Annotated in this window: 19 protein-coding genes; 4 read left to right on the forward strand and 15 right to left on the reverse strand. The window is 37.3% G+C overall.

Features of this window, described 5'->3' with window-relative positions:
- Window positions 1–129: 129 nt before the first annotated feature.
- On the reverse strand, window positions 130–1,671 hold the full coding sequence (locus EKM66_RS02360; RefSeq protein WP_125761316.1) for an ABC-F family ATP-binding cassette domain-containing protein: 1,542 nt from the start codon (window positions 1,669–1,671) through the stop codon (window positions 130–132).
- Window positions 1,672–1,762: 91 nt separating this feature from the next.
- A complete protein-coding gene (locus EKM66_RS02365) occupies window positions 1,763–3,016 on the reverse strand; it encodes an LCP family glycopolymer transferase (RefSeq protein ID WP_125761318.1) in 1,254 nt (417 codons plus the stop codon).
- Window positions 3,017–3,263: 247 nt separating this feature from the next.
- Here EKM66_RS02365 and EKM66_RS02370 point away from each other — a divergent pair, with 247 nt between their 5' ends.
- From EKM66_RS02370 to EKM66_RS02380, 3 genes are all read left to right on the forward strand, one after another.
- On the forward strand, window positions 3,264–4,013 hold the full coding sequence (locus tag EKM66_RS02370) for a threonine/serine exporter family protein (RefSeq protein ID WP_125761320.1): 750 nt from the start codon (window positions 3,264–3,266) through the stop codon (window positions 4,011–4,013).
- Between the two features lie 15 nt (window positions 4,014–4,028).
- Entirely contained in the window at window positions 4,029–4,484 is a 456-nt protein-coding gene (locus tag EKM66_RS02375) for a threonine/serine exporter family protein (protein WP_125761322.1), read from the forward strand.
- Window positions 4,485–4,583: 99 nt separating this feature from the next.
- A complete protein-coding gene (locus tag EKM66_RS02380; protein ID WP_125761324.1) occupies window positions 4,584–6,038 on the forward strand; it encodes an amino acid permease in 1,455 nt (484 codons plus the stop codon).
- Window positions 6,039–6,100: 62 nt separating this feature from the next.
- Here the strand turns inward: EKM66_RS02380 and EKM66_RS02385 are convergent, their stop codons facing one another.
- Window positions 6,101–8,773 carry a transglycosylase domain-containing protein gene (locus EKM66_RS02385; protein WP_125761326.1) on the reverse strand — a complete coding sequence of 891 codons (2,673 nt, stop codon included), beginning with the start codon at window positions 8,771–8,773 and terminating at the stop codon, window positions 6,101–6,103.
- 8 nt (window positions 8,774–8,781) lie between these two features.
- On the reverse strand, window positions 8,782–10,071 hold the full coding sequence (locus EKM66_RS02390; RefSeq protein ID WP_125761328.1) for a hypothetical protein: 1,290 nt from the start codon (window positions 10,069–10,071) through the stop codon (window positions 8,782–8,784).
- A 74-nt stretch (window positions 10,072–10,145) separates the two neighbouring features.
- On the opposite strand from EKM66_RS02390, the gene EKM66_RS02395 reads away from it, so the two are divergent.
- Complete coding sequence (locus tag EKM66_RS02395; protein ID WP_125761330.1) at window positions 10,146–11,072, forward strand: hypothetical protein; 927 nt, start codon at window positions 10,146–10,148, stop codon at window positions 11,070–11,072.
- Window positions 11,073–11,170: 98 nt separating this feature from the next.
- Here EKM66_RS02395 and EKM66_RS02400 read toward each other — a convergent pair whose 3' ends face one another.
- The 11 genes from EKM66_RS02400 to yaaA form a co-directional block, all read right to left on the reverse strand.
- Window positions 11,171–12,457 (reverse strand): adenylosuccinate synthase, encoded by a 1,287-nt coding sequence (locus EKM66_RS02400; protein ID WP_125761332.1) that lies wholly within the window; start codon window positions 12,455–12,457, stop codon window positions 11,171–11,173.
- A 176-nt stretch (window positions 12,458–12,633) separates the two neighbouring features.
- Complete coding sequence (dnaB, locus tag EKM66_RS02405) at window positions 12,634–14,013, reverse strand: replicative DNA helicase (RefSeq protein ID WP_125761334.1); 1,380 nt, start codon at window positions 14,011–14,013, stop codon at window positions 12,634–12,636.
- A 7-nt stretch (window positions 14,014–14,020) separates the two neighbouring features.
- Entirely contained in the window at window positions 14,021–14,476 is a 456-nt protein-coding gene (gene rplI / locus EKM66_RS02410) for a 50S ribosomal protein L9 (RefSeq protein ID WP_125761336.1), read from the reverse strand.
- A 51-nt stretch (window positions 14,477–14,527) separates the two neighbouring features.
- Window positions 14,528–16,537: a DHH family phosphoesterase gene (locus tag EKM66_RS02415; protein ID WP_125761338.1), complete on the reverse strand. Its 2,010-nt coding sequence runs from the start codon at window positions 16,535–16,537 to the stop codon at window positions 14,528–14,530.
- Window positions 16,538–16,684: 147 nt separating this feature from the next.
- On the reverse strand, window positions 16,685–16,921 hold the full coding sequence (gene rpsR, locus EKM66_RS02420) for a 30S ribosomal protein S18 (protein ID WP_025025051.1): 237 nt from the start codon (window positions 16,919–16,921) through the stop codon (window positions 16,685–16,687).
- Between the two features lie 19 nt (window positions 16,922–16,940).
- The gene (ssb, locus tag EKM66_RS02425; protein ID WP_125761340.1) at window positions 16,941–17,522 is read right to left on the reverse strand and encodes a single-stranded DNA-binding protein; all 582 of its coding nucleotides are present in this window, start codon (window positions 17,520–17,522) and stop codon (window positions 16,941–16,943) included.
- Between the two features lie 36 nt (window positions 17,523–17,558).
- The gene (rpsF, locus tag EKM66_RS02430; protein ID WP_125761342.1) at window positions 17,559–17,849 is read right to left on the reverse strand and encodes a 30S ribosomal protein S6; all 291 of its coding nucleotides are present in this window, start codon (window positions 17,847–17,849) and stop codon (window positions 17,559–17,561) included.
- A 197-nt stretch (window positions 17,850–18,046) separates the two neighbouring features.
- A complete protein-coding gene (gyrA, locus tag EKM66_RS02435; RefSeq protein ID WP_164505020.1) occupies window positions 18,047–20,632 on the reverse strand; it encodes a DNA gyrase subunit A in 2,586 nt (861 codons plus the stop codon).
- A gap of 24 nt (window positions 20,633–20,656) precedes the next feature.
- Window positions 20,657–22,609 (reverse strand): DNA topoisomerase (ATP-hydrolyzing) subunit B, encoded by a 1,953-nt coding sequence (gene gyrB, locus EKM66_RS02440; RefSeq protein ID WP_125761345.1) that lies wholly within the window; start codon window positions 22,607–22,609, stop codon window positions 20,657–20,659.
- Window positions 22,609–23,730 (reverse strand): DNA replication/repair protein RecF, encoded by a 1,122-nt coding sequence (recF, locus tag EKM66_RS02445; RefSeq protein WP_125761347.1) that lies wholly within the window; start codon window positions 23,728–23,730, stop codon window positions 22,609–22,611. Before recF ends, gyrB begins: the two co-directional genes overlap by 1 nt.
- Window positions 23,731–23,940, reverse strand: coding sequence for a S4 domain-containing protein YaaA (yaaA, locus tag EKM66_RS02450; RefSeq protein WP_125761349.1), 210 nt, complete (start codon window positions 23,938–23,940; stop codon window positions 23,731–23,733). It lies immediately after the preceding gene.
- Window positions 23,941–24,047 lie beyond the last annotated feature (107 nt).

Genomic DNA, 24,047 nt, shown 5'->3' on the forward strand with positions numbered 1-24,047 from the left:
TTTTAAAATAATTTTTCAACGACTATCAAGTTGGAAGCTCTCAAGTCGTTGTCGCCGTTGCTCTGTCGCAACAACAAGTAATATCTTACTATTGAAGTAACACCTTTGCAAGTACTTTTTGAAAAAAAGTTAATTTTTTTTGATTTCTTCGATATCAAGTACTTTATCTATCCAGTCACTACTATAGAAATCCTCTTCGTGAGTGACTAAGATCATTGATCCATCATAGTTTCTAAGGCCTTTGCGCAAGGCTGCTTTACTCTCATCGTCCAGATGGTTAGTTGGTTCGTCCATGAATAAGAAGTTAGTTGGATCGAACATTAAGTCAGCTAATTTAACTTTAGTCTGCTCTCCACCGGACAATGATCTCATATTAGACATAATCTGTTGGTTAGTCAATCCCGTTCTGGCTAGAACTCTTCTTATCTCTTTGCCATCCTTATCTGGGTGATCACGACTAACCACTTGGAATGGGGTCTCCATATTGTTTTTCCAAATCAAATCCTGCTTAAAGTATCCGATCTTAACCACCTCAGAGAACTCAAAATCCCCGTCGATTGGTTTGAGTTGTCCCAATAGAGTCTTGATCAATGTAGATTTACCGATACCATTGAATCCTTTGATGACCATTTTTTCTCCACTTACTATAGAGAAGTTGAGTTTCTGCTCAAACAAGGCCTTATCGTATCCTATCTTCAGATCATTAACTTCCAAGACCATTCTTGAACTAGGTATCTCTTGATATGGAAATCCAAAGCTACCGATTTTCTTATTACCAGGTGGTGTTAATACATCCATGTGTGCTAATTGCTTTTCACGACTCTTTGCACTCTTAGATCTAGTTCCAGCTTTGAATTTTCTGATATAAGCTTTTGTTTTAGCAATTTTTTCCTGTTGCTTAACATAGGCTTTCATATACGTTTCCTTATTCGCAGACTTTTGCTTCTGAACTTGTTTCAAATTACCTGTGTATTTTGTGATCTTTCCAAATTCGATATCTGCCACACAGTTAACTATCTTATCCAAGAAATTGTAATCGTGGGAAATAACTATGAAAGCTCCATCAAAGTTATTCAAATAATCTGCTAACCATTCAATGTGGTTAGTATCCAAGTAGTTAGTTGGTTCATCTAACAGAATCATATCTGGTTTCTCTAATAGAATCTTTGCCAAGATAATCTTAGAACGTTGTCCACCACTAAGCTGTGAAACATCGTGATCATAGCCAATTGCATCTAGTCCTAGACCTGTAGCGACTTGTTCAATCTTAGTATCTAGTTCATAGAAGTCGTTAGCATCCAGTATTTCTTGTAGTTTACCGGCTTTTTCCAAGTCTTCATCTGTTGGATCATTCATATAGATCTCTGTTAATTTATCATTTGCTTCATATAGGTTGGCGAATGCAGTTTGTAGATATTCTTTGATAGTCATCCCCGAAACTAACTTAGCCTGCTGATCCAAATATCCAACAGTAAGGTGCTTTTGCCAAGTGATCTTTCCTTCATCTGGTTCGATCTGACCTGTCAAAATCTTGATAAATGTAGACTTACCTACACCATTTTGACCAGTAATACCCAAATGGTCTTCCTTATTGACTTGTAAACTTGCGTCATCGTACAGTCTTTTATCCAAAAACTGCTGCGTCAAGTTATGTACTTCTAAAACACTCATAAATACTCTCCTTATTAATCCATCTCAAACATAATAAAAAGCTGAAACAAATACCTGTTTCAGCCCTCATGTTCGTTTTATCTATTCAATATTAGTAGTTGTCTGGTCCTGATCCAGCACCTGTATATCGGTGTTCAGTTTCAGTTCCAACTCCGCTATTAGTACTTCCTGTACTCCCGACACCATTACTGCTAGATGTAGTTGTACTCATAGTCGTCACATAATTTTGCGTCTGTGTACCTGTATATTCAAACGAGAATCCTCGTTTCTCATTATACTTATTGAGTTTTGTTTCTTGATTGCTTAGTGTTTCTTCTGACAGTCCTAATTGCTTTCTCAACTTATTAGATACTCGTTGCATTTCTTTAGTTGGTGCAATTTCATATGATGATCCACTTATCATAGACCCATATCCTTGTAGATGATCTGATCCAATGTTCTTAGCTGCACTACTGTAATTCAAGAACATTGATTGCATATCCGAAAAGCTCAAGTTAGTTGTCATTGAATTAGAAATACTATCTAAGACTTTTTGATAACGTGTAAAGGTCTTGGCACTAGCTGCACTTTTAATAATTGCAGTGATAACTTGGCGTTGACGCTTTTGTCTACCATAGTCACCTTCTGGATCTTCGTATCTCATTCGAGAGTAATCCAGTGCTTGCTTACCATTAAGGTGCATTTTGCCCTTCTTGAAGTGTGACTCTTTTTCACCAGTATCACCATAAGAGAAGCTAAATGGTACATCTACGTCGACACCACCAACCGCATTGACGATTTTCTTCAATGAATTGAAATCAACTTTGACGTAATAGTCGATCGGCACATTCAAGAGCTTCTCTGTCGTGACAACGGCACTCTCTTCATTACCTATGTTATAGGCAGAATTGATCTTAGCAATCTTCTTGGTGTTATGATCCGCACCTTTCCAGATTTGAGCCATAGTATCACGTGGTACAGAAACCATAGTCGTCTTCTTGGTCTTAGGATTGACCGTTACGATGATCATAGTATCTGAATTACCACGATAATCTTTTTCGGTATCTCTAACTCCGTTATCAGTTGTATCAACCCCTAGCAAAAGAATCGAAACGGGCTTCTTGTTACTGATCTTGGCTGAAGGTGATTTGCCATCAAGCGCTTTGTAGGTATTACCTAGAGAATTTTGGGCTTGGGCATACAATCTGAATCCGTAAGCACCAACAACAAACAAAGCTACTAGAAGTGTTAAGCCAAGCACTCTCAAGAACGGATGCTTGCCTCCTCCACCGCCATTGCCACTAGACAAGGCGCTGTTTCTAGATATCTTTCTTTGTTCTCTAGACATATTATTATTATTGTCCATATTAAACTCCAATTAGTGTATCCGAAATTACTACATCATATTGCTACCTTGTTCATTATATATAGGTAGAATGCAATTATACAGCCTTATTTATTTTGTAAATATTAAAATAAGCATACAAATGCATTGAAGACTATTATAAAAGTTTAATCAATTCTGTCAAATTGCTTTGTTAAAAACAGAATGACGTTATAATTTTATTTAAAGATAATTTATTTACTTATTATATGAAACGGGGGCAAATGATATGCGGAAAATGAGTTACCAAAGAGTTTCCGAGATTTGCTTAAAAACTGGCTACCTGCTTATCAATGGTGGTGCCGAATCCTATCGAATTGAGGACACTATATCCCGGATCGGATATTCATTGGGCCATAGGGTCAACTGTTACGTCACGGTCACGGCTGTCTTCATTGAAGTTGACGGTGAGACTTCAAAATTTATCAAATCCAATCTAGGCGGCACTAATCTACAGATGATTGATGATATTAACACCATGTCACGTCAATTGGCTAGTCATACGCTCAGTCCAAAAGATTTTGTCCACGAAATCGATAAGATCTACCAAGACAAGCACACAACTGACTTCCCATTTTATTTAAAAGCTTTTGGAGCTGGACTGGTTTCCATGGCACCGATGCTTATATCTACGATGCCACTATACTATTTCATCTATTGCTTCATTGTCGGTACGATTGGATATGCAATTTCGTACTATTTATCCATCATTTCACCACTACCATATGTCGACTTATTTATTTCAGGATTCACGATTGCCCTTTTAGGTATCATTCTGAAAGACTTCAACTTAATTGCTAATTATCACAATATTATTATCGGGGCTGTTATGCCATTAGTTCCTGGTGTAGCAATTACTAATGCCTTTCGTGAACTTGTCATGCGGCATGCTCTTAGTGGCGCCGTTAAACTACTTGATGCGGTCTTAGTCGCCAGCAGTATCGGATTTGGTATTGCGACAGCTTTGATTATTTTTTAGAAAGGGGGAACAATAATGCTAGAACTTCTATTACATATTATTCTAAGTGCAGCCTCTGCCATTGGGTTCTCCTTGATCACTAATGCTCCGCATCGAGCTGCCGGTATTATCGGCATCACTGGTTCCCTTAGCTGGACTGCCTTTTGGGTTTTAAAAACATATGCTCATGTAAATATTTTAATTGCCAATATGATCGGTGCTCTGATCATCGGTTTATTGGCATATTACTTATCAAGAAAATATCGTCTGCCTGAAAATATCATCTACATCCCTTGTTTAGTTAACTTAGTTCCTGGGGGCAATGCCTATAGAACGATTTTATACATGGTTCAAAATCGTTTCATCGATTCACTGGAACAAGCCATCACGACTTTTTTGATTGCGGCATTTTTAGCGGTGGGACTATTTTCTGCTCAATATTTAATCTCTATTGTTAGAGGCATTATCTATTTCAGAAAACCAAAAATGTAAAATTTGAACACAATTCACATTTGTTTACTGTATAATTTTCCTTCGTAGAGTGTTAAAACCAAAATCCAGTTTTGATGCTTACCTATAGGAGGATTTTTCATGCCAGAAACAAAGAATAATGCGAAGACCTTCAGATGGTGGAATATTGCTTTAGTTGGGTTTACCTCTGTCTGGGGTCTGAATAATGTTATTAATAACTTTGCCAATCAAGGCTTAGCTGTTGTAACTTCTTGGATCTTGATCATGGTTCTATATTTTGTTCCTTACACTTTGATGGTGGGACAATTAGGATCAGCGTTTCAAAATTCTGGTGGTGGAGTTAGTTCGTGGATCAAAATGCTTTCGAACAATAAACTAGCTTACTTCGCTGCTTGGACTTACTGGGTGGTTCACGTTCCATATTTGGCACAAAAGCCACAGATCATTATGATCAGTTTGAGCTGGTTATTTAAGGGTAACGGTTCATTTGTCAATACTGTCTCACCACTTGTGGTACAGGGACTGAGCTTGGTTATATTCTTGGCGTTCGTGTGGATAGCAAGTAAGGGTGCTGCCACATTGAACAACATTGGTAGTATAGCTGGTATCGCCATGTTCTTAATGTCGATGCTATTCATTATTTTGGGAGTTAGTGCTCCTTTCATCACTCATGTACAAATTGCTACACCTAACATGTCTGATATTCACACATATATACCGAAATTTGATTTTCAATATTTCACAACGATCTCAATGTTAGTCTTTGCTGTTGGTGGATCAGAAAAGATCTCACCATACGTTAACAAGACTAAGAATGCCTCAAAGGAATTCCCTCTAGGGATGATCATTCTTGCCGTAATGGTTGCTGTTTCAGCTATCTTGGGTTCATTCGCCATCGGTATGATCGTTAATTCAAATCACATCCCTGCTGACTTGATGGCTAATGGTGCTTACCAAGCCTTCCAATTCTTAGGTAATAGTTTCCACGTTGGTAACTTATTCGTTTGGGCATTTGCCTTAACTAATACCTTAGCTTCAGCAGCTGCCCTAGCAATCTCTATCGATGCTCCTCTTCGTATGTTGCTAGATGATGCTGATAAGAAGTACATTCCTAAGGCATTGAGCAAGAAGAACAAGAAGGGTATTGCTATTAACGGTTATTATATGACTGCTGTTCTAGTATCTATCTTGATTATTGTTCCTGCCCTTGGTATCAAGGGAATGAACGACTTGTACAACTGGATGCTTAACCTTAACTCAATCGTTATGCCTATGCGTTACCTCTGGGTATTCCTCGCATACATGCTGTTGACTAAGCAATTAGATAAATACAAGTCAGATTATATGTTCGTTAAGAACAAATACGTAGGCTTCGGATTCGGTCTATGGACGTTCTTACTTACAGCTTTCGCATGTATTATGGGTATGGTTCCAAAAATGGACATGGCTGCGGATCCAGGTTCATGGTGGTTCCAATTAGCTCTAAATATTGCAACACCAATCGTTTTCATTTTATTAGGATTAATTCTTCCAGCTATTGCTAAGCGGACTAACGGTCCTGAAATAGAAGTATAGTTGAATTTGAGAATATAAAAAGGCGACTCCATTTGGATTGTGGAGTCGCCTTTTTGATTGTCTTAATTGCTTGAACTAGAACTAGAACTACTTGAACTATCGATATCTAACTTCAAATCTGGTGCATCCCCACCATAACTTCTAATCTGATTCATAATATCAACTAGCTTTTGTTTCTGAGCTTCTTTATCGGAATCATTGTTCTTATAGGCACTTTTAACCTTTTGCAGTTGTGTATCATATTGCTTTTGTAATGTAGCAATCTTTACTTTACGTTCCTGATCACGCTGACTCTCTAGTTCTTCTTTTTGTTCTTCATAACTGGCAATCTTCTTGTTATCTTTTTCAGACTGGAACATTGCCTGTTTCATATTAAGATCCTTTTGTAATTCGAGAATCTGATTATTGAACTCAATTTTGGCACTCTGGCGTTTAACATTGGCATTCAAATATCGAATCTTCTGCAATTCATCGAGTTTTTTATCATATTGTGACTGCTTCTCGATTGGAGAATCGTTATATTTGTCGATAGCCCTCTGGACTTTATCTTCACGACTGTACTCTTCTTTTTTAGTTAAGTGATAGATGATTCGATAATCCAGATTGTATAAACGATCAGAATTCTTAGTTTCTTGTTCCTTATTGTACTTAGCAAAGTTCGTGTCGATCACATCTTGGATGCTTGGACTTTGAGTACTCTTGACTACAGTTAGATTTTTACCACTAACTTTGATAGTACTTGGCTTCTTAAAGTCAGTATCCTTTTCCTTCAGTTGATCGACTAAATACTCACCTTCAGCCTTAAACGTCGACATCGGTAACGATTGTTCGGTGGCCGTCATGGTGGAGGCTATATCATTACCAGTCCAATTAGCAATAGTGAAGTCCTTAGTCATCCCTACAAAATAAGAATCCCTCGTATCATCAGTTGTACCGGTCTTACCTGCGGTATGACTGTAGTTATCCAAAGCCGCAGCCTTAGCAAGTCCATCAGTAACAACAGATTGCATGATATTGAGCGTCATGTAACTTGCATCTGCCGTATAAACTTTCTTCTTCAAATGGGTATTTTGATAAATATAACGTTCATGTGCCGTATCATAAATACTCGTCAAATTACTGGGATGGATGAATTGTCCATTACGTGAAAATGAGCTATAGGCCGATGCCATCTCAGTTGTCGTCGTACCATACGTGAAACTACCTAGTGTAACTCGAGGATTAATGTCTTTATCTGACTGATCTCTAGGTGTCAATCTGGCGAATTCCATCTTAGTCATATCATCATAATAAGTGTGCTTAGTATCTTGCTCTGCCAACTTATAAGCAACTGTATTGATTGAATTCTCCAGTGCGTGTCGAACGGTCGTTTTACCAGTGAAGCCGCTATACCAGTTAGTAATATTGCTTACTGGTGAATCCACCACGGTACTTTGTGGCAAGTAACCACGTTCAAATGCCGGTGCATACGCTATTAGCGGCTTAGCGGTCGAACCAGGCTGACGATATCCACTGATAGCACGATTAACTTGATCGCCATTTGTTGTTCTACCTCCGACTACCGCAATTACATCACCGGTTTTATTATCGACCACTGTACTTGAGACCTGAGGAGCCAACTTACCATGCGCATCTCTACCGGTATATGCTGCGTACTGTTTGGCAACGATATTTTCAATTTGATTCTGAATATCCATATCAATTGTCGTATGGATACTGTAACCACCATCCATTAATTCACCATGGGCACGTTCATATGCTTGTTGGTACTTAGTATCGTAGTCTTTTCTTTCTTTATCAGTTTCAAAATCATACTTGATCGTGAAACCTGATGACTTCATTAATTCCTCAGTCGCATTGTAGACAGCATAACTTAGGGCATAATTGTTGGATATATCGTTATCATATTTATGTTCATTGATTTTGAGTCCTAACGGACGTTTCCTAGCTTCTTGATATGTCTTATTACTGATCAAGCCGTTCTTATAGAAGATAGACAGAACCATGTTACGCCGCAACAATGAACGCTTTGGATAGTTAACTGGATCATAATAAACTGGATTGTTGGGGATGCCGACTAGCATAGCAACTTTATCAATAGATAAATCTTTTTGACGTTGTGAGAAGTAATAATCAGCCGCACTACTGAATCCATATGATCCATGTCCCATATAAACATCATTGATATAGAATTCCAAAATCTGCTTCTTAGTAAATTTTTTCTCTAACTGCTGGGCAATGACCATTTCTTTTAACTTACGATTAAATGTCTGTGATTGATCCTTCAAAACAACATTTTTAACTAATTGTTGCGTCAAAGTAGACCCACCTTCAATTCGCCGACGTAGCAATCGTGCTCCAAAGGAACGAAGGATAGCATAGGGATCAACACCATGATGAATATAGAATCGCTGATCCTCAACTTCGACAAGTCCTTTTGTAATATTACCGTTAATATTATTTATCGATGTATAACTGGAACTTGATTGAGACAATTTCTTGATTACTTTACCGTTACGATCATATATAACGGTGCTGTTCTTCGGCCTAAAGTCGTTCTTCGTCAATCCTTGACTGTATGAGTACCCATCAGCAATATTATTCTTGATGTCATATCCATACTTAGCCCAAAATATTCCCATTCCAGAAACAATCACTACCAAAATGACCAAAAGAATCCATGGCCATTTTCTATGCTTTTTTAAATGTTTTTTTGTTATTTTAGTTTCTCGCATAATGACCCCTAATTGACATAGAATGTAATTCCTGTTGAAATTTCGGATTTCAGACTCGATAAGTCAGACGAACTTACCTGCATTCCATTATCATAACTTGATCCACCGGCATAAATGAAGCCAATCGTATTACCACTAGTGAAGTAAATTGAACTTGTCAAATTACTATTGTTCTTAAACCAGAAGACTGGCGTTGCTGAATTGAAATCAGCCGTTGTATTATCAGCATTTGATGAAACATCCAGATTGGATAATTCATCGCTTGTAGCGCTAGATACATACTGACCGAAGTTATCATTATTACTATCGGTAATGATTGCATCTGTTGCACCGGCTGAAACGAGCCGTTTAATAGTGTACTTACCTTTTGCGACCTGCGAACTGACTACGTTGACATAACCATCTTGGGCAACATACTTACTGCCAACTTTGGTCATCAATGCTAGGTTATTCGAACTAGAATCATAATATAGTACATACTTCCCAGTTAGCCCAGCTGCAGTTAACGCATCTTCAGCATCACTGGAGAAATCAAGACTAGATATTATATCGACCTTAGCCGGAGTGTATTTTTCCGTTAAAGGAGAATTTCTTAATTCTTCTAATTCTTGCTTTGCGGCGGTAACTTGTGTACTCTCACCTTGATGATTAGCATAATATTCTCTCATCTGCTCAACAGAATTTTCCCATTGCTTCTTCACGGCCTTATTCTTGATCAACTTATAGTAAGTGCTAGACATTGACACCTTTTTAAAGGTCAAACTAGCATTATCATTGTTGAATTCGTCCCAGACCTTAGAAATATATTTGTCAGCGTCACGAGTTTGCTCATACCAAATTTGGATCGTATCCAACTTGTTCCGCAACTTTTGATAAACATCTTGATTTTTTTCATTCAACAAGTCTTTATCAAGAGCATTGATCTTCTGTTCAGTCACATCATCTCGATAATCATCTTTACCATCATATAGTGAAGAAATATCAGCTGAACGTTGTTTCCTAGCACGTACATATTGTTCTAATTCATTGTACTTTCTAACATTATCTGGCGTTACCACATAGCCATCAGAGACATCGATCAATTTTCCAATTGCATTCAATGAATGATAGTCAAGATCCGTCTTCAATACTTCCAATTCCTTATCCTGATACTGACTGGATATCTTGGAAGTCACGACGGCATTTACAACTCCGCGTGAAAGCATGACAAAGAATATTACGGCAGTTATTACACCAACCACCGCAGCACCGACAAGCATATAGTCTTTGCCACCTTTTAAATCTTTCTTATCTTTCATTATTTTCTCCAAACAGACGTATCTTTTTGTATATTATATATATTAAAGTAACACACTTACAAAGGGTGAATAATTTGAAAAAATTAAACAAAAAATATATCAAATGGTTTGTTCTACTAGGACTGATACTGATTATTGGTATTACTTATGGCTTCAATATTTATAATATCAAAGATAAAACTGTCAACAAGATTGCTAGTATGACCATTCCATTCTCATTGATAGTCAACCCTAAAAATGTTGACGAAGGACTAACTCCAAAGTCGATCTCATTAAAGACCGGGAATATGGAACATACCAAAGAAAAAGCCATCGGCCTAGTTTCCACTATCAATAATAATTATGAAACAACTAAAGAACTAGACTTCTTGTCTAGTGATCAAAAAAAAGCTCTGATGAAAAAAGTAAATAAGAAATCTCATCGCTACATCTTCAAAATGACACTATTAAATTTTGGTCGCGACTATCATGGTAAATACATAACCGTCAGTTGCAATCGTTACGACGATACCAAGAATATAGTCAGTTACCGTTATCGCTTGTATTATAACGGTAATGATATCGTTTCGGCCAAATATTTGAATACCAAAAACAATCTTTATCCACCAAAATACGTGATTGAAAATACTGAATTAGGAAATTCTGGTATTGATCAAGCAAAATCATTTATGCAACGTATCAAAACTACTATCATTAATTCCAATTTAACAATGACTAATGCCACTGATCCTGGAGACTTCAATCAACTGTCGCTCAATCTAGGATTGGATCCAGATAACAGTAATAATGGATTGTACAATTTAGCCAGAAACTCTAACTCACGAGTAACGAACTTCGGTATCGTTGGATATCAACTATCAGATGTACCAAGATACTCACGCATATACTTAAAGCAACAAACAAAAGATACAAGTTACTACTATACTTTGACATATAATCGTAATAGCAATAAATTTATTCGATTCCAACGTGGGATTATTTCTACTGATACTAAGAATTAATTTTTTATAGCTTTATACTTAATAAAAATATTTAGTAACCGGAAGCAAAAAAGGCAGCCATCTACAATTTAGTAGATAACTGCCTTTTATATTTTCATTTAAGCATTCCAAACATCATTAACTTCAATAGTTTGTTCACGATCAGGACCAACAGAAACTGTTGCGTATTCTACACCTAATTCGTTCTTCAAGAATTCCAAATACTTTTGAGCTTGAACAGGTAATTCTTCCAAACTCTTAGCTTGAGTAATATCTTCATCCCAACCATCAAAAGTCTTATAAACTGGCTTGCATTGAGCCAAGATATTCAAGTTTGCTGGATATTCATCAATAATTTTGCCATTCAAATCGTAACCAGTACATACCTTAATTTCTTTCAATCCAGTCAAGACATCAAGACAGTTAAGTGATAGATGTGTCACACCTGAAACATTAGCTGAGTGACGTAATACAACTGTATCTAACCAGCCAACACGACGTGGACGGTGTGTAACTGTCCCATATTCATGTCCAGCTTCACGCAAAAAGTCCCCTGTTTCATTATCTTGCTCAGTTGGGAATGGACCAGCACCAACACGTGATGTATAGGCTTTAACAACTCCAATAACGTTATCGATCAATGGAGCACCAATACCAGCACCAGTTGTTACACCACCAGCAGGATTAGATGAAGTTACATATGGGTAAGTACCATGGTCGATATCAAGCATGATACCTTGAGCGCCTTCAAATAACACATTCTTACCGGATTTTAATTCTTTATTTAAGTAAGCTGAAGTATCAATAACACGGTCCTTCAAATCTTGCCCAATTTGATAGAATTTTTCAAAAATGTCATCAAACTTCATAGCTTCAACGCCATAAACCTTAGTGAACATTTCATTCTTTTGTTTAAGATTCTCAGTTAGTTCAGCTTTGAAAATATCTTTATCCAAAATATCAGCCATTCTGATACCAACACGAGCAGCCTTATCCATATAAGCAGGTCCAATACCACGGTTTGTAGTACCAACCTTAGAGTTTCCTCTGGCTGCTTCTTGACATTTATCTAATTGAATATGATAAGGAAGGATTAATTGAGCACGGTTAGAAATCTTCAAGTTTGATGTATCAACACCTTGATCATTTAGGCGTTTTAATTCCTCTGCTAGAGATTCTAGATTCAAAACCACACCATTACCGATCACACTAGTTTTATCAGAATACAAAATACCAGATGGAACAGATCTTAACTTGTAAACTTGACCATCAATATTCAAAGTATGACCTGCGTTATCTCCACCTTGATATCTAGCAATAATATTAGCTTCACCACTAAAGTAATCAGTAATCTTACCTTTACCTTCGTCACCCCATTGGGTTCCTACTACAACAACTGTTGTCATATCCAATTTCTCCTCTTGCACTTTGTATTTGGATCTTGATTCGTTGGTCTTAATGTTTTCAAAACGAGTTGCAGAAGCCAGATTTCTGCGCTTACTACGATAAAAGATTGCACCAACTTCGTTGGCACTATCCTTTATCTAGGTAATGCTCAAAATCTCCCGGCTTCTTCCACTCTCTAGTTCTCAGGTATATTAGCAATCGAAGAAAACTTATTATAAGATTTCACGAACAATAGCTTAGCTGTTCCACGAGGACCCGAACGATTTTTTCCGACGATAACTTCGACTTCACCGACATCTTGGTCCTCTTGATTTTCAGGTTCACTATTTTCACCATCGCCTTCTTCATCTCGATAATAATCATCACGATATAAGAAAGCAACAATATCAGCGTCCTGTTCAATTGAACCAGATTCACGGATATCTGACAACATAGGTCTCTTATCCTGACGCGCTTCAACACCACGAGAAAGCTGTGATAGCGCGATTACTGGCACATGTAATTCTTTTGCTAATTTTTTTAAGTTACGAGAAATAACTGACACTTCTTGTTGTCTATTCTCTTGTCCAGTTCCTTCGATCAACTGCAAGTAATCGATGATGACCAAATCAAGTTTACCTGTTTCCTTCAAAAGTCGACGACATTTTGATCTGATCTCAGCCATTTTAGAACCTGGAGTATCATCAATATAAACATTTGTCTTTGATAAACTACCCATTGCTACAACTAAACTATTCCATTGATTCTCGTCCAATTGTCCGGTTCTGAGCGAATTAGCATCAATACTACCTTCTGAACAAAGCATACGATTAACTAATTGTTCCGCACCCATTTCTAGTGAGAATATTGCTACAGTAGCTTGATCCTTTGTAGCCGCATTCTGTGCTAGATTCAATGCGAAGGCAGTCTTACCCATACCAGGACGAGCAGCCAAAATTACTAACTCGTCCTTATGTAATCCAGTTGTCAAAGCATCTAGATCCTTATAGCCAGTAGATAATCCCGTAACATCTGTATCTTGATCATACAACTTATCAATTTCTTCAAATGACGACTTAACAACATCGGAAATTTTACGGAAACCTTTGTTGCTACGATTCTCAGATACTTCCATAATGTCACGTTCAGATTTGTCGATGATTGTATCAAGATCTTCATCTTCTTCAAAACTTCGACTGACAATTTCTGTACCAGCGTTGATCAATCTTCTTAGGACTGCTTTGTTTTTAACAATTTTGGCATAATAAGCTGTATTGGCAGCCGTGGGAACAGCATTGGCCAAGTCAGCCAGATAGCTAACTCCGCCAATGTCTTCAATTTGATTCATCTTATCTAATTCATTTTGAACCGTCACCACATCGACTGGTTCTTCACGGTCATTCAGATTGACCATAGCCTGGAATACCAATTGATTAGCATGTTGATAAAAATCTTCAGCTTCAACATATTCCATGGCTTCTACTAATGCATCTTGACTAAGAAATACCGCCCCTAAGACGGATTGCTCAGCATCCTTGTCATTGGGCGGTATGCGTGAAGTTATATCATTATTCATTTATATCCTAGCTCTTTTCAACGATATGAACTCTTATTGTGGCCTCTACACCCTCAAAAATCTTTGTGGGTACATTTACGTAGCCTAGTGCCTTAGCACCTTCTGAGAGTTCCATTTTGTGTTTGTCGACTTTCATTCCGTATTGCTTATTCAGCTCTTCAGCAATTTTCTTTGTTGTCACTGAACCAAATAATCTTCCATCAGTACCAGCTTTGGCTTGAATTTCAACTACTGTACTATCCTTTTCGATTTCAGCTTTAAATTTCCTAGCTTCCTCTAATTCAGCTTGATAATCCTTTTCCTCACGATTCTGTTCAGCTGTTAACTTGGCCATATTTGCCTTAGTTGCCTCAATCGCCTTGTTGTTCTTGATTAAAAAGTTTTGTGCGTAACCAGCAGCGACATTCTTAACTTCGCCCCTCTTACCTTTTCCTCTAACATCTTGAGTAAAAATAACCTTCATGACAAATCCTCCATAATATTAAATAAATCTATTGAGAGTTCTCTCTACTCTCTATTTTTGATAATCATTCAAAACATCAATTAACTGATCCTTAGCTTGATCAACAGTTGCATCAGCAATCTGGGTTGCAGCATCCGTTAGATGTCCACCACCGCCAAGTTTTTCCATAATGACTTGAACATTGACTTTACCCAGACTTCTGGCAGAGATACCAACCCTTCCATCAGGTCGTTTACTGATAACAAATGATGCCTCAACATTATTCAATGATAACAATGTATCCGCTGCTTGAGCAACAATAACTGGATCATACGATCGATCATTCTCGCCAAAGCAAACTGCCATATTTCCACCTACCATAGTAATTGTCTCGATCAAATGGTTTCTTTGGATGAAACTATCAATGTTTTCCTTCAATAGATTCTGAATCAAGGCCTCATCTGCACCAACTGAACGAAGATAACTGGCTGCATCAAAGGTTCTAGTACCAGTTCTAAGTGAGAATGACTTCGTGTCGACCGTAATACCAGCCAATAATGAAGTTGCCTCAATCTTCTCGATTGCCTTTTTGTTCTTAGGTTGATATTCGAGCATCTCTGTTATCAATTCACTGGTAGATGATGCATAAGGTTCGATATAAATCAGCATTGGATTCTCTGGGAATTCTTCTCCACGTCTGTGGTGATCAATTACGACAACCTTTTCATTAGGTAGATTGAACAAGTTAGGATTGATTGAAATACTCTGCTTAGAATGATCAACCATAACAATTAATGTATTAGGAGTTCTAATACTTAAAGACTCCTCAGGTGTAACAATATCGTCTTTAATTGCAGGATCCTTATTGATCAACTGTAACAAACGACTAACATCGGTATGGATTGTTTTAGGATCAATAACAACCTTACATGGGGTGTTATTCATCAAGGCAATTCTTCTAATACCAAGTGAAGAACCGACAACATCCATATCAGGATGTGAGTGTCCCATAACAATAACTTGATCACTGTCCTTCAATAACTCTTGCAAAGCTTCACTGATCATCCTTGCACGAACACGTGTTCTCTTTTCCATTGGATCAGTATTGCCGCCATAGAATCTAGCTTTTTGACCAATTTCTTTAACAACAACCTGATCTCCACCACGACCTAGTGCAAGATTAAGATTTTTCTGTGCTTCATCATTTAAGGTATTCAAATCATCAACACCATAGGAGAAGCCCATACTTAACGTCAACGGAACATTCTGTTGAGAAGTATATTCACGAATCATATCCAGTATTTTAAAACCAGTTTCTTCCATTTTAAAAATCTTACCAGTATAAGCAACGATGAAGAAATGGTCATCATCGATACGCTTTAAGAACATTTGCTCACGAGAAGCCCAATTAGATAATTCATTCGTAATATAATTATCCAAATTAGAAATATCCCTGTCACTCATAGATTGAGTGATTTCAGCATAATTATCCAAATATACTTGACCAATTACTGAACGATTTTTTTCATAGCGTTTCTCAACTTTTGAATAGTGAGTAATATCCATAAAGTAAATAACTTTTAATTCTGATTGAACTTGTACCAAATAGTACTTGTTGCCAATTTGAATTGTTTTGTGCTTACCATGCTCTTCTTCGTCTTCATCATCATCAACAAAAGATGCCAAGTCGGATGAAATGTCAGAGATATTCATGCTATACACTGAATCAATACCCGTCTTCTCAACAAAATAAGGATTGACCCATTGTACTTGCTTATCATCATCATAAAGCATGATTCCCAATGGATACTCGACAAAACTATTGTCCGTTCCTCGATCAATTCGATACTGCAAATTATTAGTATACTTACCAGCTTTTTCTCCTAAAAGCAAAAATAGATATATAAACAAAACAAATGCAATCACGACTAATAGAGACTGAATGTAACCGCTTATAGAACCGTGTATCAGTCCAACTATAAATATTGAAATCAACATAACAACTAACGAAACTGCCGTCAGTTGTGTTGAGTAATCAACTCGAGAAAGGAAGAAACGCAGATTAGATTTTATCTTTTTCATATTAGTCCCCTCTTAGATATACCCCTTAATTTTATCACAGCCGGCACATATTTATTGAGAAAATAATACTGAGATATATTAACTAATTTTACCAGTTTTAAGTACAAAAAAAGGCCAGGACAATTGTCCCGACCTTAGTTTTCAAAATTAGTCTTCTGCAACGAATGGTAATAGAGCCATGATTCTTGCACGCTTGATAGCGATTGTAAGACTTCTTTGGTTCTTTGCACTTGTACCTGTAACACGTCTAGGCAAAATCTTACCACGTTCTGAGATAAATCTCTTAAGTAAGTCAGTGTCTTTGTAATCGATGTATTCGATATGATTAGCTGCGATGAAGTCAACTTTACGTCTTCTACGTCCGCCACGTCTTTGTTGTGCCATTTTAGTCATCCCTTCTATATTAGAATGGTAAGTCGTCATCTGATATGTCGATTGGCTTGCTATTGTCAGCAAAAGGATCGCTCATATTATTTGAGTTGTTACTGTTATTGTTAGATTGATTATTGTTGTTATTATTATTGTTTCCAAATGGAGACTGATTAGATTGACTTTGTTGATTGTTGTATGGAGCTTGATTTGGATTGCTGTTATTGTTGCTGCTGTTATTACCACCAAAATTGTTATTACTATTTGATGAACCAGAATTTCTCTTTTCACTTTCAGCTCTAGATTCTAGTAGGGAGAAGTTATCTACGACAACTTCAGTTACATAGACTCTTTGACCTTGTTGATTTTCATATGAACGACTTTGAAGACGTCCATCAACACCAACAAGTGAACCTTTATTAGTAAAGTTAGAAAAGTTTTCAGCAGCTTTTCTCCAGATAACGCAGTTGATAAAATCAGCTTCACGTTCACCTTGAGCATTAGTAAATGTTCTATTTACTGCTACTGTAAAACTGGCAACGGCAGCCCCGCTAGATGTGTATCTAAGTTCAGGATCACGTGTCAGGCGTCCAACTAGTACAACTCGATTAATCATATGTCTGCCTCCTTAAAGTGTTTCACGTGAAACAAATTAGTCTTCACGTTTGATAATCATGTGACGTAGCATGTTGTCATCGATCTTTGATAGACGGTCGAATTCGTTGATAGCTGCATCATCGTTAGTATTTACATTAACAATATGGTAAATACCTTCTTTGTAATTAGCAATTTCGTATGCTAAACGTTTCTTTTCCCAGTCTTTTGAGTCGATTACGGTTGCGCCATTGTCTGTAAGGATCTTGTCGTAACGATCGATAAGAGTCTTCTTAGCGTCTTCTTCAATATCAGGTTTGATGATATATGTAATTTCGTAATGTGTCATAACTGCACCTCCTTATGGTCTAATGGTTCTACTGAAAGAACAAGGAGCATAAATTAACTACATTTTATACTCACAATGTAAGATTTTATCATAAATTTTCAGTGAATACCATAATAATTTTCAATAAAAAAACGTTTCTGCCTGACATGTATCCTGAACGATACATAATCAAATTACGCAGAAACGTTTATTTGTTTTTATTCTTCCGAGTCATCCCCAGAATCATCGTCGGATGTTTCTCCATCTGAAGGAGCATCTTGTTTCGATTCTGAATCACTAGAAGCTGATTTATCGTCATTATCTGAATTAGAAGTATTATCTGATGATGTATTACCATCACCAGCACTTTCGTCTACTTCCTCTTCTTCAATTTTTGCCATAGTTGAAACGATTGAATCATCGTCAACCTTTATCAATCTGACACCCAAAGTTGCACGTCCAGTTTGCGATACACTATCAACCGCAAAACGAATCATAACACCTTTATCAGTAATCAGCATGATATCTTCGTCACCATTAACTGCTGCTACACCAGCAATAGGACCATTCTTAGCAGTAACGTTAGCAGTCTTGATACCTTTACCGCCACGTCCCTTAATAGGATACTCCTCTACTGAGGTTCTCTTACCATATCCCTTTTCAGAGATAGTTAGAACCTCTTCACCAGCTTCAACAATTGATGAACCAACAACGTAATCTTCATCACGTAACTTAATACCACGAACACCGGCAGCGGTTCTTCCCATAGGACGAACGTCGCTTTCTCTGAAGGTTACAGCATAACCTTTATGTGTTCCAATAAAGATGACTTTGTCGCCATTTGTTAGGAAGACATTATCAAGTTCATCGCCATCTTTAAGCGTTATAGAACGTAGACCAGAATGTCTGATATTTGCGAAGTCCGTTACAGGTGTACGTTTAACAGTTCCGTACTTAGTTACAAAGAACAAATACGAATTCTCACGATCAACATTCCTATCAACATTAATAACGGTTTGAATAGTCTCGCCCTTTTCAATATTCAATAGATTGATAACAGGAATTCCCTTTGCCGTACGACCGTATTCAGGAACTTCATAACCCTTGGTTCTATAGACTTTACCAGTATTAGTAAAGAACAATAGACGATCATGAGTTGAAGTATAAATCATATGTTCAATGAAGTCGTCATCATGAACACCCATTCCTTGAACACCACGGCCGCCACGATTTTGAACACGGAATTCATCCGTAGACAAACGTTTGATATAACCTTTGTGTGTCAAAACAACTAGGATATTCTCTTCTTCAATTAGATCTTCATCTTCAATATTAGCAACTTCACTAGCGCGGATTTCAGTTCTTCTTGGATCACCGAATTTTTCTTGAATATCAAGCAATTCATCATAAATAATCTTATCAACACGTTCAGGTTTAGCCAAAATATCTTTGTAATCAGCAATTTTTACTAATAAATCTTGATATTCTGCTTCAACCTTTTCACGTTCCAAACCTGTCAAACGAACAAGACGCATATCCAAAATAGCTTGCGACTGTTTATCTGATAATTTAAAACGATCCATCAATGTTTGCTTAGCAACACTAGATGTTTGAGAACCTCTAATAACTTTGATGATTTCATCGATATGATCAAGCGCAATTCTCAATCCTTCAAGGATATGGGCACGCGCTTGAGCACGACGTAATTCATACTCAGTTCTACGTCTGATAACGACTTCTTGGTGTTTCAAGTAGTACAACAAAACTTCCTTCAGCGATAAAACACGAGGTGTCTTATCGACGATGGCAACCATGTTGATACCATATGAAATTTGAAGCTGTGTCAACTTGTATAAGTTATTCAAAACAACTGAGGCACTCATATCACGACGGATATCAATAACTATTCTCATACCTTCACGATCTGATTCATCGTTCAAGTCAGTGATACCTTCAAGCTTTTTATCACGAGCAAGTTCGGCGATACGTTCTACCAAGTTAGCCTTGTTGACCATATAAGGAAGTTCTGTAACGATAATTTGTTCTGCACCGTTCTTCTTAGTCACAACATCGACTTTGGCACGAAGCATGATGGTTCCTTTTCCGTGCTCATAGGCTTTTCTAATTCCAGACTTACCCATGATAATTCCGCCAGTTGGGAAATCAGGGCCTGGAATAACTTTCATTAGATCGGCAATCGTAGCATCCTTGTTGCGCATCAAAATATGTAGCGCATCGATAACTTCTTTTAAGTTATGTGAAGGAATATTAGTTGTCATACCAACGGCAATACCTGTTGCACCATTAACTAATAGGTTAGGGAATCTAGCAGGTAGAACCATAGGTTCCTTTTCCTCGCCATCATAGTTAGGTACAAGATCAACAGTATCCTTGTTAATATCACGCAACATTTCAACTGCCATCTTGCTCATACGAGCTTCGGTATAACGCATAGCAGCAGGTGGATCACCATCAATAGAACCAAAGTTTCCGTGTCCATCAACTAATGGATAACGGTAACTAAAGTCTTGCGCCATTCTAACCATTGATTCATAAATAGCTGAGTCACCATGGGGGTGATACTTACCCATGATATCCCCAACGAATCTGGCACTCTTCTTATATGGCTTGTCAGGTGTAACGCCAAGTTCATTCATACCGTACAAAATACGACGGTGAACTGGTTTCAATCCATCACGTACATCTGGAAGCGCACGAGATACGATAACACTGGCAGCGTAATCTACGAAAGATTTTTTCATTACTTCCGTCAAATTAACATTTGCTATTCTTCTATCGTCCATTAACTTGCTTTCCTTTCTTAAAAACTAATAATCTACTTCAGCATACTTAGCATTATCTTCAATAAAGATTCTTCTAGGTTCAACTTTGTCACCCATCAACATTGAGAAAATCTTGTTGGCTTCGATTGCATCATCGAGGTTAACACGATCTAATCTTCTCTTGTCTGGATCCATAGTTGTATCCCATAATTGATCAGCATCCATTTCACCAAGACCCTTGTAACGTTGAATCTTTGGCTCTGGTTTTGCTGGTAATTGTGATACGAAATCATCTTTTTCTTTATCAGTATCAAAGTATTGCATCATCTTACCTTGACGAACTTGATACAAAGGTGGCTTAGCGATATAGACATATCCTGCATCAACGATTGGACGCATATATCTGTAAAGAAGTGTCAATAACAAGGTTCTGATATGGGCACCGTCGACATCGGCATCAGTCATAATGATTACTTTGTGATAACGTGCTTTGGAAATATCAAAGTCTTCTCCAAAACCAGTTCCCATAGCTGTAAACAAAGTTCTAATTTCTTCATTAGCCAAAATTTTGTCCATTGAAGCTTTTTCAACGTTCAAAATCTTACCTCTAATAGGCAAAATAGCTTGTGTCAAACGTGAACGTCCAGTCTTAGCAGAACCACCGGCAGAATCACCCTCGACGATAAATAACTCAGAAATTGCTGGGTCTTTACTTGCGTTATCAGCCAATTTACCTGGCAAATTACTAATTTCAAGACCATTTTGTTTTCTAGTTACTTCACGAGCACGTTTAGCAGCCAAACGTGCTTTGGTTGCTAAACTACCCTTTTCAACGATTTTTTTAGCTGTACTTGGGTTCTCCATCATGAATTTCATGAAGTGCTCACTAAACAATCTATCAGTAATTGTTCTAGCATCTGAATTACCAAGTTTAGTCTTAGTCTGACCTTCAAATTGAGGATCTGGATGCTTAACACTAACAACAGCTGTCATACCTTCACGAACATCCTCGCCAGATAACTTTTCAGTATCCTTTAGGAGTTTGTTCTTATGAGCATAATCATTGATCACACGAGTTAAGGCAGTCTTAAATCCGACTTCGTGAGTACCACCTTCATAGGTATGAATATTATTAGCGAAAGTCATCAAATTAGTGTGGAATTCATCAGTGTATTGCAAGGCAACTTCAACAGTAATACCATCTTGAACACCTTCAAGATAAATAGGTTCATCAAAAACAACCTCTTTATCCTTATCCATATATTCAACGTAACTTTTAATACCGCCTTCATAATGAAAGACTAATTTTTCAGCAGTATCAGCACGCTTATCTGTAAATGTAAGTTTTAATCCCTTGTTTAAGAAAGCCAACTCACGAATTCTGGTTGTTAGAACCTTGTCATCGTAAACAGTTGTCTCTGTAAAAATATCTGGATCCGGTACAAAGTGAACGAGTGTGCCATGTTCAAATTCTGGAGCATCCCCTACTATGTGCATGGAATGTTTAACTTTACCACGTTCAAAATCGATGCCGTACTTCTTACCACCACGAGTAACAACTACTGATAATTGACTACTTAAGGCATTAACAACTGAAGCACCAACACCGTGTAGACCACCAGAAACTTTGTATCCGCCACCGCCGAATTTACCACCAGCGTGTAGAATCGTATAAACAGTTTCTAAGGCCGGCTTACCGGTCTTCTTTTGAATATCAACTGGAATACCACGGCCATCATCAAAGACAGTGATTGAATTATCTGGCTCAACAGTTACGTCAATTTTTGTCGCAAAACCAGCTAAAGCTTCATCAATACCATTATCGATAATTTCCCAAACAAGATGGTGTAAACCTTGTTTACTAGTAGAACCAATATACATACCTGGTCTTTTACGAACAGCTTCAAGTCCTTCGAGGACTTGAATTTGGCTAGCATCATATTCTTCGGCTAGCTCTTCTTTTTTCTCTAGTTCAGCTTCTCTACTGTTTTCAGCCATTAAATTTCCTCCTGTTGAACTTTCCCATTAGTAATATTTAAAATATTCGGATTCTTAACAATCGTCTGATCGACATCTTCAAGCGAAGTTGTTGTAATAAATGTTTGAATACCACGGCCAATCGATGAAAGTAAATGGGTCTGACGTTTTTGATCTAATTCAGACAAAACATCATCCAATAACAGAATCGGATAATCACCGACCTGCTCTTTTATCAATTCAACTTCGGCTAGCTTCAAACTCAATGCAACCGAACGTTGTTGACCCTGAGAACCGAAATCTTGAACATTCTTATCATTGATCAAAAATTTAATATCATCACGATGAGGACCAAAAAGTGTAACGCCACGCTGAATTTCCTTTTGCGCATTATCTTTGAAAGCCTGTTTATAAATATCATAGATATTATCAACGGTCTTATTCTCGCTATCATAAAAACTCGAATAAACGATTTTCAAAACTTCCTGGTGATCAGTAATTTGATCATGAATCTTTTCAATATGTACTTGTAACTTCTTCAAAAAATCAAGTCTGGTTTTAACTACTTCAGCACAATAACCTGCTAACTGATCAGATAAAACTTCCAAGTAAACCAAGTCTTTTGACTGATGATGTTGGAGTTTTTTCAAATAAGCGTTGCGCTGTTTCAAAACTGATCTAAACTGACTGACCGTTTTTAAGTACTGACTAGATATTTGTCCGAACTCCATATCAATAAATTTCCGGCGAATTCCAGGATTGCCTTTGACAATCGATAAATCCTCCGGAGAAAACAAAACAACGTTCAAATTTCCTATATAACTAGATAATTTACGTTGTTCAAGATTATTTAGTTTTGCTTTTTTACCTGACTTACTAATGACCAGATCAAGCTTTAATTTGCTGGTATTATCCTTGATCACAAGACCTGATATCCGTGCAAACTCACTTCCCCACCTGATTAAATCCTTGTCGTTAGACGTTCGATGGCTTCTGGTCAAAGCCAGAAAGTACATAGCCTCTAATAAATTTGTTTTACCTTGGGCATTATGTCCCAAAAAAACATTAATGTTCGGTGAAAAACCAATCTCTAAAGACTCGTAGTTACGATAGTTTTGGAGTCGAAGATTTTTTATATACAATTATTCGATTTCAAAACTTTGATCACCGATAACAACTACATCGCCTTTGTGCAACTTCTTGCCACGACGGTTTTCTGCTTCACCATTAAGACTGACCGAATTTTCACGTAAGAACCACTTGGCTTGACCACCAGTTGAAATGATTCCAGTGTCCTTAAGTAATTGACCCAATGTGATAAATTCAGTATCGATTGTAATTTTTTGTGACATATTAACACCCTATTTATTAGATTTATACCATTAAAGACATAACATAATTATAGTAGTTTTTTAGTTAAAAGACAACTTAAACGTTATTGAGAGCACTTCTAAGCAAT

The sequence above is a fragment of the Companilactobacillus hulinensis genome, from assembly GCF_003946555.1.
Classification (GTDB): Bacteria; Bacillota; Bacilli; order Lactobacillales; family Lactobacillaceae; genus Companilactobacillus; species Companilactobacillus hulinensis.

Bases quoted from the DNA above. Each gene is read 5' to 3' on its own strand.
- EKM66_RS02360 (WP_125761316.1), bottom strand. From the start codon at position 1,671: ATGAGTGTTTTAGAAGTACATAACTTGACGCAGCAGTTTTTGGATAAA.
- EKM66_RS02365 (WP_125761318.1), bottom strand. From the start codon at position 3,016: ATGGACAATAATAATAATATGTCTAGAGAACAAAGAAAGATATCTAGA.
- EKM66_RS02370 (WP_125761320.1), top strand. From the start codon at position 3,264: ATGCGGAAAATGAGTTACCAAAGAGTTTCCGAGATTTGCTTAAAAACT.
- EKM66_RS02375 (WP_125761322.1), top strand. From the start codon at position 4,029: ATGCTAGAACTTCTATTACATATTATTCTAAGTGCAGCCTCTGCCATT.
- EKM66_RS02380 (WP_125761324.1), top strand. From the start codon at position 4,584: ATGCCAGAAACAAAGAATAATGCGAAGACCTTCAGATGGTGGAATATT.
- EKM66_RS02385 (WP_125761326.1), bottom strand. From the start codon at position 8,773: ATGCGAGAAACTAAAATAACAAAAAAACATTTAAAAAAGCATAGAAAA.
- EKM66_RS02390 (WP_125761328.1), bottom strand. From the start codon at position 10,071: ATGAAAGATAAGAAAGATTTAAAAGGTGGCAAAGACTATATGCTTGTC.
- EKM66_RS02400 (WP_125761332.1), bottom strand. From the start codon at position 12,457: ATGACAACAGTTGTTGTAGTAGGAACCCAATGGGGTGACGAAGGTAAA.
- dnaB (WP_125761334.1), bottom strand. From the start codon at position 14,013: ATGAATAATGATATAACTTCACGCATACCGCCCAATGACAAGGATGCT.
- rplI (WP_125761336.1), bottom strand. From the start codon at position 14,476: ATGAAGGTTATTTTTACTCAAGATGTTAGAGGAAAAGGTAAGAGGGGC.
- EKM66_RS02415 (WP_125761338.1), bottom strand. From the start codon at position 16,537: ATGAAAAAGATAAAATCTAATCTGCGTTTCTTCCTTTCTCGAGTTGAT.
- rpsR (WP_025025051.1), bottom strand. From the start codon at position 16,921: ATGGCACAACAAAGACGTGGCGGACGTAGAAGACGTAAAGTTGACTTC.
- ssb (WP_125761340.1), bottom strand. From the start codon at position 17,522: ATGATTAATCGAGTTGTACTAGTTGGACGCCTGACACGTGATCCTGAA.
- rpsF (WP_125761342.1), bottom strand. From the start codon at position 17,849: ATGACACATTACGAAATTACATATATCATCAAACCTGATATTGAAGAA.
- gyrA (WP_164505020.1), bottom strand. From the start codon at position 20,632: ATGGACGATAGAAGAATAGCAAATGTTAATTTGACGGAAGTAATGAAA.
- gyrB (WP_125761345.1), bottom strand. From the start codon at position 22,609: ATGGCTGAAAACAGTAGAGAAGCTGAACTAGAGAAAAAAGAAGAGCTA.
- yaaA (WP_125761349.1), bottom strand. From the start codon at position 23,940: ATGTCACAAAAAATTACAATCGATACTGAATTTATCACATTGGGTCAA.